Origin of the sequence: Clostridioides sp. ZZV15-6383, from assembly GCF_020657735.1 — a bacterium.
In the GTDB taxonomy this organism is placed as follows: domain Bacteria; phylum Bacillota; class Clostridia; order Peptostreptococcales; family Peptostreptococcaceae; genus Clostridioides; species Clostridioides difficile_D.
The window spans coordinates 1-16,488 of record NZ_JAGWCV010000014.1; the positions used below are offsets into that span (position 1 = coordinate 1).

General features: G+C 30.5%; 12 protein-coding genes. All 12 read left to right on the forward strand.

The window, feature by feature from the left end; translation table 11 throughout:
- The first annotated feature begins 410 nt into the window (after nucleotides 1-410).
- The 12 genes from KGF42_RS07220 (at nucleotide 411) to KGF42_RS07275 (ending at nucleotide 16,473) form a co-directional block, all read left to right on the forward strand.
- Entirely contained in the window at nucleotides 411-1,577 is a 1,167-nt protein-coding gene (locus KGF42_RS07220; RefSeq protein ID WP_227826040.1) for a cellulase family glycosylhydrolase, read from the forward strand.
- A gap of 21 nt (nucleotides 1,578-1,598) precedes the next feature.
- Entirely contained in the window at nucleotides 1,599-3,245 is a 1,647-nt protein-coding gene (locus tag KGF42_RS07225) for a glycoside hydrolase family 43 protein (protein WP_227822323.1), read from the forward strand.
- A gap of 96 nt (nucleotides 3,246-3,341) precedes the next feature.
- Nucleotides 3,342-4,715, forward strand: a complete 1,374-nt coding sequence (locus KGF42_RS07230; RefSeq protein ID WP_227826041.1) for an MFS transporter — start codon at nucleotides 3,342-3,344, stop codon at nucleotides 4,713-4,715.
- A 227-nt stretch (nucleotides 4,716-4,942) separates the two neighbouring features.
- Nucleotides 4,943-5,896, forward strand: a complete 954-nt coding sequence (locus KGF42_RS07235) for a sugar-binding transcriptional regulator (protein ID WP_227826042.1) — start codon at nucleotides 4,943-4,945, stop codon at nucleotides 5,894-5,896.
- A 37-nt stretch (nucleotides 5,897-5,933) separates the two neighbouring features.
- Complete coding sequence (locus tag KGF42_RS07240; protein ID WP_054273029.1) at nucleotides 5,934-6,896, forward strand: thiamine pyrophosphate-dependent dehydrogenase E1 component subunit alpha; 963 nt, start codon at nucleotides 5,934-5,936, stop codon at nucleotides 6,894-6,896.
- Between the two features lie 24 nt (nucleotides 6,897-6,920).
- The gene (locus KGF42_RS07245) at nucleotides 6,921-7,907 is read left to right on the forward strand and encodes an alpha-ketoacid dehydrogenase subunit beta (RefSeq protein WP_227826043.1); all 987 of its coding nucleotides are present in this window, start codon (nucleotides 6,921-6,923) and stop codon (nucleotides 7,905-7,907) included.
- Nucleotides 7,908-7,919: 12 nt separating this feature from the next.
- Nucleotides 7,920-8,966 (forward strand): 2-oxo acid dehydrogenase subunit E2, encoded by a 1,047-nt coding sequence (locus tag KGF42_RS07250; protein WP_227826044.1) that lies wholly within the window; start codon nucleotides 7,920-7,922, stop codon nucleotides 8,964-8,966.
- 166 nt (nucleotides 8,967-9,132) lie between these two features.
- The gene (gene lpdA / locus KGF42_RS07255) at nucleotides 9,133-10,863 is read left to right on the forward strand and encodes a dihydrolipoyl dehydrogenase (RefSeq protein WP_227826045.1); all 1,731 of its coding nucleotides are present in this window, start codon (nucleotides 9,133-9,135) and stop codon (nucleotides 10,861-10,863) included.
- A 403-nt stretch (nucleotides 10,864-11,266) separates the two neighbouring features.
- A complete protein-coding gene (locus KGF42_RS07260; protein ID WP_227826046.1) occupies nucleotides 11,267-14,215 on the forward strand; it encodes a sigma 54-interacting transcriptional regulator in 2,949 nt (982 codons plus the stop codon).
- A complete protein-coding gene (locus tag KGF42_RS07265; RefSeq protein ID WP_227826047.1) occupies nucleotides 14,193-14,657 on the forward strand; it encodes a PTS sugar transporter subunit IIA in 465 nt (154 codons plus the stop codon). The genes KGF42_RS07260 and KGF42_RS07265 overlap by 23 nt, the downstream gene beginning before the upstream one ends.
- Before the next feature lie 81 nt (nucleotides 14,658-14,738).
- Nucleotides 14,739-15,041 carry a PTS sugar transporter subunit IIB gene (locus KGF42_RS07270; RefSeq protein ID WP_054273035.1) on the forward strand — a complete coding sequence of 101 codons (303 nt, stop codon included), beginning with the start codon at nucleotides 14,739-14,741 and terminating at the stop codon, nucleotides 15,039-15,041.
- Between the two features lie 76 nt (nucleotides 15,042-15,117).
- Nucleotides 15,118-16,473, forward strand: a complete 1,356-nt coding sequence (locus KGF42_RS07275) for a PTS transporter subunit IIC (protein WP_227826049.1) — start codon at nucleotides 15,118-15,120, stop codon at nucleotides 16,471-16,473.
- Nucleotides 16,474-16,488 lie beyond the last annotated feature (15 nt).

Here is a 16,488-nt window from a genome sequence, read left to right on the forward strand (position 1 = left end):
GCAATTCAAGTAGTATTGGATAGGTTCTATCCTATCTCTACATATAGGTTTCCCTATATGCTGACTATTTTAGCTACTAACTCATGACTAAAGTCACGAGTGTGTGTAGCTATTTTTTAATCAAATAGTTTAAAATTAACATCTAAATTATCAATAGGTTCAACTACTTCATGTGAAAAATTATTTCTGTCCATAATAACCTCCTTCCTATAATTTTAAATTATAACTAGTCAATTTATAATATTCAATAATAAAAAGATAATATCGACTAATAAATTAGACAATAAACATACTTAAGAAAACAAATAAAATCAAATATAATAACTGTATATTAAAATAACTTAAAAAAATTATTTTAGTATAAGTGCAAAATATACCTATTTAAATAAGATAAGATGGGAGGATTTTATGTGTATATAAAAGGTGTAAACTTAGGAAGTTGGTTAGTTCTAGAAAAATGGATGACCCCAAGTTTATTTGAAGGTACAGAAGCTGAAGATGAATACTATTTACCAAGACAACTTTCAAGGGAGGCATATGAATCTAGAATTAAGATTCATCGTAGTGAGTACATCACAGAGAGAGATTTTGCAACGATTAAATCTATGGGATTTAATTCAGTTCGTATACCAGTACCATATTTTATTTTTGGTGATTGTGAACCATTTATAGGGTGTGTTAAAGAACTTGATAAAGCATTTGCTTGGGCAGATAAGTATGGACTTAGTATATTGATAGATTTACATACAGTTCCAGGAAGCCAAAATGGATTTGATAATGGAGGAATATCAGGAGTATGTAACTGGTCACAAAATCCAGAATATGTAGAGTTTACTTTAAATGTATTAGAAAGGCTTGCAAAACGTTATGGAATGAGAAATGAATTGTATGGAATTCAAATTTTAAATGAACCAATAACAGAAAGAATGTGGAATATAATGAATGTTCCAAACCGATTTAAGGCTGTAGATAAAGAGATGGCAAGAAGAAGTAAACCTAATTCATTAGAATTTTTACGTGATTTTTATATAAAAGCATATAAAGTAATGCGTCCTTATATGAGCGAGGAAAACGTTATAGTATTTCATGATGCATTTGAATTAAAAGCATGGAAAGACTTTATGAGAGAGAAAGAGTTTAAAAATGTTGTTCTAGATACACACCAATATCTGATGTTAGCTGAAGCAGATGGATGTGAGCAGAATATTGATAGCTATGTTAAATATATTAAAGAAAATTATGCTAAGGATATTTTACAAATGCAAAAATATTTTCCTATTATATGTGGAGAGTGGAGCTTATTTAATTCATATGCTTGTGGTACAGATACAGCTGGAGGTCAATCGCCTTTGAATGGGATTGAATCAAATATGGATAAATTATCAAAAGACGAAAAAAGAGAATTATATAGGAAGATAGCAAAAGCACAGCTTGATGCGTGGAGAAATGGAAGTGGTCACTACTATTGGAACTATAAGTTATTACTAGATACAGTTAACGAAGAAGGCTGGATAGGCTGGGATAGTTGGGACCTAGGCAAATGTGTAGCTCAAGGATGGTATCCTATAGAATATTAAACTAAAATTGGAGGAAAAGATATGATTAAAAACCCTATACTTCCAGGTTTTAATCCAGACCCTTGTATTTGTAGGAAGGGAGATGACTATTATCTTGTGGTTTCATCTTTTGAATGGTTTCCAGGTATACCTGTTTATCACTCTAAAGATTTAAAAAATTGGGAGCTATATACTCATATTTTAACAGATGAAACAAAAATAGATTTAAAGAAGCTTCCTTCATCTAAGGGAATTTGGGCACCCTGTTTGACTTATTGTGAAGAAGAAGATTTATTTTACATAGTTTATGGAATTATGAATTCTATGAATGCAAGATATTTTGATGTTGATAATTATTTAATTACATCAAAAGATATAAAGGGAGAGTGGAGTGAACCAGTATACCTACACTCATCAGGATTTGATGCATCTATTTTTCATGATGATGATGGTAAAAAGTGGATTTCATCATTAGACTGGGAAACTAGAGAAGGATATGAAAAACCTGGTGTTATATGTTTAGTGGAATACTGTACAGAAAAAAAAGAAATAGTAGGGTATCCAAAGAGAATATGGTCAGGAGGAACTGATAGAGGTTGTATTGAGGCACCACATATAACTAAGCGTGGAGATTATTATTATATAATGTGTGCAGAAGGTGGAACTGGATATGGTCATAGTGTAACCATGGGAAGAGCTAAAAACATATGGGGGCCTTATGAAAAAGATTCAATGAATCCAATTGTAACCTCAATGCCAGGAGATTTTTATGAGAGGCATGACCCTGCTCATCTAAAGCCTAAATACTACAATCCAGAATCAAAACTTCAAAAATCTGGTCATGGAAGCTATATAGAAACACCAACAGGTGAAGTATATTTAGTTCATCTTACATCTAGACCATTTGTACCAGAGTTAAGGTGTACTTTAGGTAGAGAAACAGCTATTCAAAAAATGAAATGGACAGATGATAACTGGCTTCGAATGGAAGAAGGTAGTAATTTGGCAAAAGAATATGTATCAGAAAGTAAACTAGAAGAACATTTAGTTTCATCTATACCAAGTTTTGATGACTTTGATTCAAATGAATTAGGTTTACAATACTATGCTCCTAGGATTTCACCATTATCATTTGCAGATGTTACGTCTAGGCCAGGATATGTAAGGATTAGAGGACAAGAATCAAGAACATCATTAAATAGAGTGAGCATATTGGCAAGGAAGTTAACTTCAGTATATGCAAGAATAACTACTAAGATGGAGTTTTACCCAGAAGTACATCAGCATAGTGCAGGCTTGATAATGTATTACGATAATATGAATTATATCAATCTAAGAAAGTACTATAGTGAAACATTGGGTCAAAGTGCACTATCAATAATACATCTTGAAAATGGGGAGAAAACAGAGTTTTTAAATACTAGGATACCAATAAAAGATATACCAATATATCTTCGTTTGCATATACAAGGTCGTAAGTCATATTTCGAATGGAGCTATGATGAAAAAAACTACCAAAGAATAGGGAAGATATTTGATACAACTAAGTTTTCAGATGAGTACTGTAAATATGGAGAATTTACAGGTACATTTATAGGGTTAACTTGTGCAGACCGTGTAAAGCATAAGCACTATGCTGATTTTGATTTCTTTGAATATATAGCAGATGAATCAAAAGATGTAGATTAATAAAATCATTACTAAAATTTTCAGAGCAAAGGTAAGACTTATGCTCTGAAATAAGAAACATTAGAAGGTAAATCTTACAAGAAGGAGTATGGGATTATGAATACTGAAGTTAATGTTAAAGCAACTACTATTAAATATGAAAAGACTTCATTTTTTGAAAGAGTCTCTTATGGATGTGGGGATTTAGGGTGCAATATCATATACTCAGCGATGTCAGCATTTTTATTGTTTTATTATACTAATTACGCAGATGTTAGTGCAGCTGCTGTAGGTAGTATTATGCTTATATCTAGAATATTGGATGGTTTTAGTGACTTAACAATGGGGATTATAGTAGATAGGACTAAATCTAAACATGGTAAGGCTAGGCCTTGGATTTTAAGAATGGCGATTCCTTTTGCCATAGCAGCAGTATTATTATTTTCTGTTCCATCAAGTCTTGGAGCCACTTCTAAATTAATTTATATTTTTATTACATATAACTTAGTTTCTACTGTTATTTATACAGCAATCAATGTACCTTATGCAACACTAAATTCACTTATAACTCAAGACCAGTATGAAAGAGGAGTATTAAGTATATTTAGAATGATATTAGCAACTTGTGGTACTTTAATAATAAATGGACTTACATTACCTCTAGTTGAATATTTTGGAAATAATTTATCAGCATGGACTAAAACATTTTTTGTATTTGGAATAGCATCTATAATGGTATTTTTTATAACATTTACTGGAACCAAGGAAAGAGTAAAAGCAGTTAAGCAAGATAAGAATGAAGTAATACCATTTAAAATAGGTATTAAATCTTTATTTAGAAATAAGTACTGGATACAAATAACATTATGCTTAGTTTGCATATTTATTGTGTTTGCGATAAATGGTGGTTCATCTGTATATTATGCAAAGTTTATTTTAGGAGATGAAAAATTATTTGGTCCCATAAATATGGTTTCCAATATATCTCAAATTATAGCTATGTTTATGGTTGCTCCTTTTATAAAGAAATTTGGAAAAAGAAATGTATTAATAGTCGGTTCAATAATATTAATATCGTCAAATGTTATGTTCATAATATCTGGGCAAAACTATATTGGAATAATATCTGCAAGTGTTATAAAGGGAATAGGGAGTGCTGGAATAGCAGCAACAATGTTTGCTATTGTTTCAGATACTATTGAATATGGAGAATGGAAGACTGGATATAGAACTGAGGGGCTTATAAATAGTGCATCTAGCTTTGGGTTTAAAGTCGGAAATGGGTTAGGTTCAGCGATATTAGGTGCAGTATTATCAATTGGTGGTTATGTAGGAACATCAGATACTCAAAGTGATTTAGCTATAGTATCAATAAAAGTATGTTTTATATACTTACCTATACTTATAACAATATTACAAATTATAATAATGTCTTTTTATAAGCTTGACGAAGAATATGATACTATACTTAATGAATTAAATGATAAATAATGAAGATGACATTTAGCAATTAGAAATAATACATAATACGAATTAAGTGGTAATGTTTCAACTGTTTAAGGACACGGTGGTACAAGAAAAGTATCACCGTTTTTTTGTTATGCAAAAAAAACAGTTGACTTTTTATATGACCCCCTTCTATAATGTTACTGAAATTAAGTAAAATAATTGAACAAATGTAAAGATAATTGGAAAAGCTTGATTTTGGAGGAAAGCAAATGAAAAAAATTGGAGACTTAAGATTAATGATGAAGTGTTGTTCACTTTATTATGAAGATAATTTGAATCAACAGGAAATAGCAAATCAATTGGGAATATCAAGACCAACAATATCAAGAATATTAAAAGAAGCTTTTGAGCAAGGAATAGTAAAAATACAGATAGTTGATGTTTTGAAAAATGACTATCAAAAAATAGAGAGAAGTCTAGAAAGAAAATATAAATTAAAAGAAGTAATAGTAGTAGATGATAAACAGGATTCACTAACACAAAAACAAGAACTAGCAAGAGCTGTATCTGAATATTTAACTAGAGTAGTAAAGGAAAATGATATAATAGGCGTTTCAATAGGAACAACACTAAAAGAAATACCTAGATATGTAGAAAAAAATAACTGTAAAAATGTTACATTCATACCTCTATTAGGTGGGATTGGAGACAATGAAATAGATATTCATGCAAATCAAATAGCAGTAAGTTTAGCAAGGGCTTTTGGAGGTGATTTTAAATTATTACATGCTCCAGCTGTTATGTCTGACTTGTCTACAAAAGAAAAACTTTGCAAAGATGAAAAAATTAAAGAAGTACTAGATTTAATAGATAAAACAACCATAGCAATTGTAGGTATAGGAAATCCTATGAGCTTAAACTCAACAATAATGGCTTCTGGATATATGCATGAAGCAGATATAGAGGATTTAAAAAAATACAACTCAATAGGTGCAATTTGTTTGCAAGCTTTTGATAAAGAAGGGAAAACTTCTATACTTGAATTTAATCAAAGAGTATTAGGCGTAAAGCTAGAAGATTTAAAAAAGATAAAAAGAACAATCGGTGTAGCTTCAGGAGATGAAAAAATAGAGGCAATAAAGGCATCATTAAAAGCGAAATTTATAAATAGTTTAGCAATTAATCACAGTTTAGCAATTGAATTATTAGAAGATTGTGACTAATAAAAAGATAGATAAAAGTTAATAGGAGGGAATGTATATGTCAATATCAAAAGAAACATTGCTTGAAATGTATAAGAGAATGAATCAGGCTAGAAAATTTGAAGAGAAAGTTAGTTGGTTTTTTGCAAGAGGTATGGTACATGGAACAACTCACTTATCTGTAGGTCAAGAAGCATCAAGTGTGGCAGCTGTAATGGCTTTAGAAAAAGGAGATTTAGTATCACTAACTCATAGAGGGCATAGTCAATTTATAGGAATGGGAATAGACCTAAATAAAATGATGGCTGAACTTATGGGTAAAGAAACTGGTTTTTGTAAGGGAAAAGGAGGCTCAATGCATATAGCAGATATTGAGTCAGGTAACTTAGGAGCAAATGGCGTTGTAGGTGGAGGTCTTACAATAGCTCCAGGAGCTGCACTTACACAACAATATAAAAAAACAGGAAAAATAGTTTTATGTAGTTTTGGTGATGGAGCATCAAATGAAGGTACTTTTCATGAAGGAATAAATTTATCATCAATATGGAAGTTGCCAATAATATTTTACTGTGAGAATAATTTATATGGTATGTCAACAAGTATAAAACGTCATATGAATATAGAAAGTATTGCTACTAGAGCAGCTTCTTATGGTATAGAAGGTATATCAATAGATGGATATAATCCAATAGAAGTATATGAAACAGTACAAAAAGCGGCTGAGAAATGCAGAAGAGGAGAAGGACCTGTATTGATTGAAAGTAGAACTTATAGATGGTTAGGTCACTCAAAGTCAGATGCAAATGTATATAGAACAAAAGAAGAAATAGAATCATGGAAAGCAAAAGACCCTATTGAATTCTTAAGAAATTATCTTATAGAAAATAATATATCTAATGAAAATGAATTAGATAAAATTCAAGAGTTTGCAAAGCAATCAATAGAAGATGCAGTAGAGTTTGCTCAAAATAGTCCAAATCCAAAAATAGAGTCTTTATTAGAGGATGTATATGCAGACTAAGAATGGTAAAGGAGGAAAATAAAAATGAGTACAAGAGAATTAACATATGCACAAGCGATAAAAGAAGCAATGTCAGAAGAAATGAGAAGAGATGAAAATGTAATATTTATGGGAGAAGATATAGGAATATATGGAGGAGCATTTGGCGTATCAGTAGGTATGATAGATGAATTCGGACCAGAAAGAGTAAGAGATACTCCTATATCAGAAGCAGCTATAGCAGGAGCAGCAGCAGGAGCAGCAGCAACTGGTTTAAGACCTATTATGGAAGTAATGTTTATGGACTTTGTAACAATTTCTATGGACGCAATTGTAAATCAAGCGGCCAAAATGAGATATATGTTTGGAGGAAAAGCACAGGTTCCAATGGTTGTTAGATGCCCAGGTGGTTCTGGAACTGGTTCAGCAGAACAACATTCACAAAGTTTAGAAGCTTGGTTCTGTCATGTTCCAGGAGTAAAAGTAGTTGCACCCTCTACACCAGAAGATGCTAAAGGGTTATTAAAAGCAGCTATAAGAGACAATAATCCAGTCATATTTGTTGAGAATAAATTGTTATATAGAAAAAAAGGGGTTGTGCCAGAAGATGATTATGTAATTGAGATTGGTAAGGCAGATATTAAAAGAGAAGGTACAGATGTTACAGTAATTACTTATGGAAGAATGTTACAAAGTGTTGAGGAAGCAGCAGAGAAACTATCAAAAGAAAATATAAATGTAGAAATTATAGACTTAAGAACTTTATATCCATTGGATAAAGAAACTATAGTGAAAAGTGTATGCAAAACTGGAAGAGTTCTAATTTGTCATGAAGCAGCTAAGACTGGTGGACTAGGTGGAGAAATATCAGCCTTAATAACAGAAAGTGAATCATTTGATTATTTAGATGCACCTGTAAAAAGAATCTGTGGAAAAGATGTGCCAATACCATATAATCCAGAGTTAGAAAAAGCAGTTGTCCCAAGAGTTGATGAAATAGAAGAAGCAATAAAATCTTTAATTGTTAGATAAGGAGGGATAGATATGGTGGCAAATAAAGTAAAAGCCACACCAGCAGCTAGAAATCAAGCAAGAAAAGATAATATAAAATTAGATAAGCTGATTGGAAGTGGAGAAAATGGAAGAATTCATTTAGTTGATGTATTAAATTATTTAAAAGACAATAAAGCAAATACTACTCCTTTAGCTAAAAGAATAGCAGAAGATTTAAACATAGATTTAGAAACTATTGTAGGTACTGGATATAACGGAAAAATAAGAAAATGCGATGTAGAAAAATTAACTGCAAAAGAAACTATTGTATCAACTAATACATCTAAAGCTAGTGAGCAAAAAGAGACAAAGACTAAAAATGAAAATTCAAGTGTGTTTAATACAGTAGAAGGAACGTTTGAAAAACCAAATCCAATGAGAGCTACTGTAGCAAAACGAATGTCAGAAAGCTATTTCAGTGCTCCTGTATTTACATTCAATATAGAGGTAGATGCCACTGAATTGAAGTCACTTAGAGCAAAGTTAATAGACACAGTAAAAGAATCAACTGGAGTGAAATTAACTATTACAGATTTAATAGTAATGGCAGTATCTAGAATACTTCCAAATCATCAAGCTTTAAATTCAGCATGGACAGATGATGGGATATTTAGATATAAAGATATAAATATAGCTATTGCAGTTGGTCTAGATGAAGGTTTATATGTCCCAGTAGTAAAAAAGGTAGATAAAAAATCTTTAAAAGAAATAGCTAAAGAGAGTAAAGAACTTGCCGAAAAAGTAAAGACAGGAAAACTTATGCCAGCAGACCAAGAAGGTAATACATTTACGATAAGTAACGTCGGAATGTATGGTATAACTACATTTACACCTATAATAAATATGCCTTCAAGTGCGATACTAGGAGTAGGCGCAACACAAGATAAGTTTGTTCCAGTAAATGGAGAGGCTAAAATAAAACCTATAATGAACTTATCATTGACATCAGACCATAGAGTAATAGATGGGACAGTAGCTGCAAAATTCTTAAAAGACTTAAAAGAACTATTAGAAAATCCTTTATCAATGCTTGTATAGTTTTTGATATTTCGTTACTGATACAATAGTTTAAACAGATTACATAGTTATAATTATTTAAGTAAATTTAAAGATTTTATATATTAAGGATTACTTTTAAATGTAACTATATGTGAATGTAATTTGTTTAATTAAAATATATGAAAAATAAATAGGAGGAGAGCCTATGTCAGTAGAAGTCATAATGCCAAAAGCAGGAGTAGCCATGGAAGAAGGTACTATAGTATCTTGGCTAAAGCAAGAAGGCGAAGAAGTAAAGATTGGAGAACCTATATTAGAAATAACGACAGATAAAGTTAACATGGAGATAGAATCAGAAGGAGAAGGTACACTTGCTGTAATTATACATAAAGAAGAAGGTGAAGTATTACCAGTATTTACAGTAATAGGTGTAATAGCAGAAAAAGGGGAAAATCAAGAAGAAATAAAAGCTAAATATTTATCTGGAAATGTGTCAAAAGAAGATATAGTTGAAGAGAGTCAAAACATAGAAGCTAAAGAAGAAAAAATAAACAAAAAAGAGTGTAATCATGATTATGATGTAGTGGTAATAGGTGGAGGACCTGGAGGCTATTTGTCAGCGTTAAAAGCAGCTCTGTTAGGTGGAAAAGTTGCATTGGTTGAAGAAAATGTATTAGGAGGAACTTGCTTAAATAGAGGTTGTATTCCTACAAAAACTTATATAAAAACAGCAGAAATATTAGAAGAAATTGACCAGTTATCAAAGAGGGGTGTAAAAGTAACTGTAGATAAAGAACAGGACATCAAGAAGGCTATAAAGTATAAAAATAGAGTAGTTAAAAAGCTTACAGCTGGTGTTGGTGGGCTATTAAAAAGCAGAGATGTAGAGGTATTTAATCTTAAAGCCAGTGTTAAAGAAGAGCATAAAGTAATCTTATCTGATGGAAAAGTTTTAGATACAGAAAATATAATAATTGCCACAGGTTCTAAGGTAAGGGTATTACCTATAAAAGGAATAGAATCAAATTTAATAATAACTAGTACAGAAGCTTTAGACTTAGAAGCAGTACCAGAAGAATTAGTAATAATTGGTGGTGGAGTAATTGGTTGTGAATTTGCAGAGATATTCAATTCAAGAGGGTCTAAAGTAACTATAGTAGAAATGGAAGATAGAATAATCCCAAGAATGGACAAAGAATTAAGTGAATCTTTAAAATATTCTCTTAGCAAAAAAGGTATAAATGTACTAACTAAAAAGAAAGTTTCTGAATTTAAAGAAGAAGGAAATAAAATATTAGTGTGTATTGAAGATGAAGATTCAATAAAAGCAGATTTATGTCTATATGCTATAGGAAGAGAAGCTAATCTTTCTGGTATAGAGGACTTAGATATTAAAGTAGATAAAGGTTCAATAGTTGTGAACAGCAAAATGGAAACAAGTATACCAAGTATATATGCAGTAGGTGATGTTACTGGAGGTGTAATGTTAGCTCATGCAGCTTTTAAAATGGGAGAGGTAGCAGCTTCAAATGCTCTAGGTATGAATGAAGAAGTTGATTTAAGTGCATTGCCTAGTTGTGTTTATACAATTCCAGAAGTAGCATCAGTTGGGCTTACAGAAGAGGATGCTAGAAAAAAATGTAATGTAAAAGTTGGTAAGTTTAACTTTGTTGGAAATGGAAGAGCTTTAGCTTCTGGTCAAGAGCAAGGATATGTGAAAGTAGTAGCAGATGCTAAATATGGAGAAATTTTAGGTATACATATGTTTGGATGTGGTGTAGCAGAGCTTATAAATCATGCAGCATCATTTAAAGCTTTAGAGATACCAGCTGACGAAGCTAGTGAGTTGATATTTGGTCATCCATGTACTTCAGAAGCTTTGATGGAAGCTTTAGCAGATGTAAACAACAAGTGTTTACATTTACCTAAAAAATAAATTATTAATGTAAGTTTATTATTAATATAAATTTACACCATAAAATTTAAAACAATTACTTAGCCATACCCATTGTTGTATAAATAATATATTTGTACAACAATGGGTATTTCTTATGGGAAAATATAGATATAGAGTGTTTGTAGTTTTTGTTGTACAAAAAAGATAGTAATATAAAATAATAGCATCAATTTAGAGTGATTTTAATTGTAATTAGAAAAAAAGATTTTTTTGTTTTTAAAAAAGTATTATTTGTAAAATATTAAAAAAAATTTTCTTAATATTTCAATAAAAGAAGAGCTTGATTTAAATGTTATGACTTTATGCAATAATAATAAGCACAAAAAAAACAATATATGGCATATAAGTTGCTATATAAAGAGTAAGGAGGGAACAATTATAAATGAGGCAAAGAATAAAAAATTTAATCAAAAATGAAGATAAGAAAAATCCTTTAACAGATGAAGCGATTTCAAGTATGTTGAATATTCGAAGAGAAGATGTTACCTTTTTGAGAAATGAGTTAAAAATAGAAGATTCAAGGCAAAGAAGAAAAGTTGTTTTAATTAAAGCTATAAAAGATATTTTAAAAGAAGAAAAAACTATAAATAAAAATGATATAACAAGAAGATTAAACAGCATTGGGTTTACAGTATCAAGATTTACAGTCATACAGTATCTAAAAGAGATTCAAGATTCTGAGGATTTGAAACATGATAAAGAAAGTAGTGATAAAAAAGAAAAATTAAACAATACTGGAGAAAATACAGATATATCATTTGATAAATTAATAGGCAGTAATGGTAGCTTAAGTACAATTATAAAACTAGCTAAAGCAGCCATACTCTATCCACCTCATGGTCTTCATACTATCATTATGGGACCAACTGGTGTTGGAAAGAGTGAGTTAGCAGAGTGTATGTATAAATTTGCAATAGAATCATCTAGATTTCCTAAGAATGCACCATTTATAGTTTTTAATGCAGCAGACTATTCAGAAAATCCACAGCTTTTGTTATCACAATTATTTGGGCATGTTAAGGGTGCTTTTACAGGCTCTGATGAGACCAAAGAAGGATTAGTATCAAAAGCAGATGGAGGAATATTGTTTATAGATGAAATACATAGATTACCTCATGAAGGTCAAGAAATACTATTTCAATTGATTGATAAAGGGATGGTCAGAAAGTTAGGCGAAACAAAGCTAACAAATAAAATAGATGTAATGATTATTTCAGCGACTTCTGAGCCAATAGATTCTCATTTACTTAACACATTTAAAAGACGTATACCTGTAACAATTGAAATACCAGAATTAGTTGCAAGACCATTAAATGAAAGGTTTGACATTATAAACAACTTCTTCTTAATAGAAGCTCAAAGAATGGGAGCAAACATACATATAAAATCAGATGTACTAAAAGCCCTTATGCTTTACGATTGTATAGGTAATGTTGGTCAACTTAGAAGTGATATTCAAGTAGCTTGTGCTAGGGGATTATTAAACCAACTTACAAACAAACAGAAAGAAGTAAATATAAGCATATCAGATGTGCCTGGATATGTTAAGCAAGGTCTTATAAAAATCAGAAACTGTAGGGGTAAAATAGAAAATTATGTAGATGGGGACTTAATTATAGACTCAAATCTTCAGGGTGAAATAGAAAAGAAAAATGAAGACATATATACTTTTCCAGATGAAATATACAAACTTACTGAAAGAAGACATATTGATTTGTTAGAGCAAGGTTTAGATTTTGATGTTATAAATAGAATCGTTGGAGGAGAATTAGAAAGTTGTATTCAAAAATATATAAAACAAGTTAAAAAAGTTTCAATTAGTAATAATCTTCCAGATATAAGCCCAATTGTTGGAAAATATATCGTAGAGCTGACTTATGAAGTAATCAAAATAGCATCACAATACCTTGATTCATTAGAAGCAAATCTACATTTATGTTTAGCAGTTCACTTAAAAGCAGCTTTTGAGAGATTAAAAGAAGGTAAAGTAATATCAAATGCCCATTTGAAAGAAATAATAGGAAATTATCCATTAGAGTATTCTGTAGCAGAAAAGGTAGCACAACACCTAAGAGAAAGATATAACATAAATTTACCAAAAGAAGAAATAGGTATAATAGCAATATATTTTAAAATGAGTAGCAGAAGAGATATATCAGAACAAAAAAAGATAGGTGTACTTCTTATGGCTCACGGAAGAGTAGCATCATCTGTATGTGAGGTTACAAATAAACTATTAGGAATTAATCATGCAAGGTATTTAGATATGCCATTTGAGAAGAAACCAGAAGAAATGATTGAAGAAGCTACTACAGTAATAAAAAATATTGATGAAGGCAGAGGTGTAATTATACTAGTCGATATGGGTTCACTTTCATATTTTGGAGATATTATCTCTGGAAAAACTGGAATTAATATAAGGACAATATCTAGATTTGACACATTGCTTTCTATAGAAGTTATACGAAGAGCAGTTCTGCCAGATTTAACAATAGACGAAATAGTTGATGAAGTTAAAAGTATAGAACCACAAGTAAAAGAAAAAGTCAGTAAATATAATAATACAAAAGTAGATTCTAGAAGACCTATAATTTTAACATTATGTATTACTGGATTAGGGGGAGCTTGTAAAATAAAAAAAATATTAGAGGAAAATATTAAAGGTATAAATGAAAAGGTTGATATAGAACCTATAGGTATGATTGAATATCCAAGTATTGATTTAGAGATAAAACAAATAAGTAATGATAAAAATGTAATTGCTATAGTTGGAACAATTGACCCTCAGATAGCAAATATTCCTTTTTTTAGTCTAGTAGACATAGATGATAAAGCAAAATTAAATCAGATAAACAACTTAATTGATATAAACAAAACTGTTGAAACAAATAAAAAGTATGAATTATCGGATTTAATACATAAAGAAGATATATTTGTAGATTTACAAGCTAAATCAAAAGAAGAAGTTCTAAAGTATATGAGCAAAAAACTTAGAGAGAAAGGTTATGTGACAAAAAACTTCTATAAAAAAGTAGTGGAAAGAGATAACCTATTTCCGACTGAATTATCAGATGGAATAGCAATACCTCATACAGACGGAATTGATGTGATTAGACCAGCTATAAGTATAGCTATTTTGAAAAATACTATTATATGGAGTAAAAATAAAGTGAAAATAATACTTTTATTAGCTGTGGACCAAAAGTGTTTTAATCCATTAAGCACTCTACTCTCATTTATAGAAACAGATGAATTTAAGCAGATAAAAAACATTAAAGATAGAGATTTTATTAGGGAGATGATATTAGATGGAGTCAATGCAAATAATTAGTAGTAATTTAATTTTTAAAGATATTGAAGTATCTAACAATGAAGATGCATTAAAGTTTTTGGGACAACGTTTGTTTGATAAACAGTATGTAAAAGAAAGCTACATACAAGCTGTTGTAGCAAGAGAAAAAAAGTATGCTACAGGGTTACCAACAGAAATATATGGAGTGGCAATACCCCATACAGATATAGTACATGTAAATGAGCCAGGGATAGCAATTGGGATACTGAATAAACCTGTAAAATTTATAATGATGGGTACAGAAGATACTGAAATTGATGTAAAAGTTATATTTATGTTAGCAGTAAAAGAGCCACAAGAACAATTGCAATTATTAGAAAAACTTATGACTATATTTCAGGATGAGGATATTCTAAATAATATTGTTGACTTAAGTGAAGAAAGTGTGAGTGACTTATTAAATTCTAAACTTAAAAATTAAACATGTAAAGTATATTAAAAAATATAAAAAGGTCATTGAAGATTTCTAACTATTAGGTATCTTTAAAATAAAATAATTTTAATGGAGGTGAATAATGTGACTAAAAAGATATTAGTTGCATGTGGAACAGGAGTATGTACTTCAACAATTGCTATAAACAAATTAAAGAAAGCACTTCAAGACATTGGTAAATTGGATATGGTTAATATTACACAATGTAAAGTAGTAGAAGTTGCATCAAAAGCACCTGACTATGATTTAATAATTTGTACTACACAAGTGTCTAGCAGTATAAAAACACCTGTGATAAATGGATTACCTTTTTTAACTGGTATTGGAATGGATAAATTAATCAGAGATGTATTGGAAAAATTAGAATTATAATTTGAACTTTTAAGGAACATGGTCTCTAAAATTTTCAGTTTTAGAGACTGAAAATCAAATAGTGGAGGGAATTTATATGAAGATATTAAATTTCATTGTTGGTCTAGGCGCGCAAGTAATGATGCCAATAATAATATGTATTTTTGGTTTGATATTAGGTACGAAACTTGGAAAATCTTTAAGAGCTGGTTTAACTGTGGGAGTTGGGTTTATAGGTCTTAATACTATTATAGCTTTGTTGACAGATAACTTAGGTCCAGCTACACAACAAATGGTAAAGAATTTAGGGTTAAGTTTATCAATAATAGATGTAGGTTGGCCAGCAGCATCGGCTATAGCATTTGCATCAACAGTAGGAGCCTTAATTATTCCAATAGGTCTTGTGGTAAATATAGTTATGCTAATTACTAATACTACTCAAACTGTTGATGTAGATATATGGGACTATTGGCATTTTGCTTTTACAGGAGCTTTAGTAGCAGGTGCTACTCAAAGTATAGCATGGGGAGTATTTGCAGCAGTAGCAAATATGGTAATTGTATTGGTAATGGCAGACTTAACTGCTCCAGGTATAGAGGAATATTTGGGGATGCCCGGTATATCTCTTCCTCATGGATTTACACAGGCATTTGTTCCAATTGCTATAGTAGTAAATAAATTATTGGACTTAATACCAGGTATAAATAAGATTGAGATAAATGCTGATACATTACAGAAAAAGTTTGGATTATTTGGAGAACCTCTAATAATGGGGTCTGTAATAGGTGTAATAATTGGTATTGCTGCGAAATATGATGTAAAAGGCATATTACAATTGGGTGTAACTATGGGAGCTGTATTAATATTAATTCCAAAGATGGCGGCATTATTAATGGAAGGATTATTACCAGTATCAGAAGCTGCACAGGAATTTATTGAGAAGAGATTTAAAAATAGAGGTAAGATTTATATAGGTTTAGATTCAGCAGTAGGAATAGGTCATCCTGTTACATTGTCAGTTGCATTAGTGTTGGTTCCTTTGACTATACTTATAGCAGCTATATTGCCAGGGAATAAAGTTTTGCCATTTGCAGATTTAGCAGTAATTCCATTTGCACTTGTATTAATTGTTCCAATTACAAAAGGAAATGTATTTAGAACATTAATAATAGGAATAATTATAATTACTTCTGGGTTATTAATCGCGACTAATTTAGCTCCATTATTTACCCAAATGGCTCTAAATGCTAGCTTTAAAATGCCTGAAGGAGCAACTATGATTTCAAGTATTTGTGATGGTGCGAATCCATTGAGCTGGATATTCGTAAAAATTATGAATTATAAAGTTATTGGAGGAGTAGTTTTTGGAGTTATAGCTTTAGGAATGGCTATTTATAATAGAAATAGAATAATAAATGAAAATAAAAAATTATCTTTAGAAGAAGAAATCTAAAAACAACTTCATTAA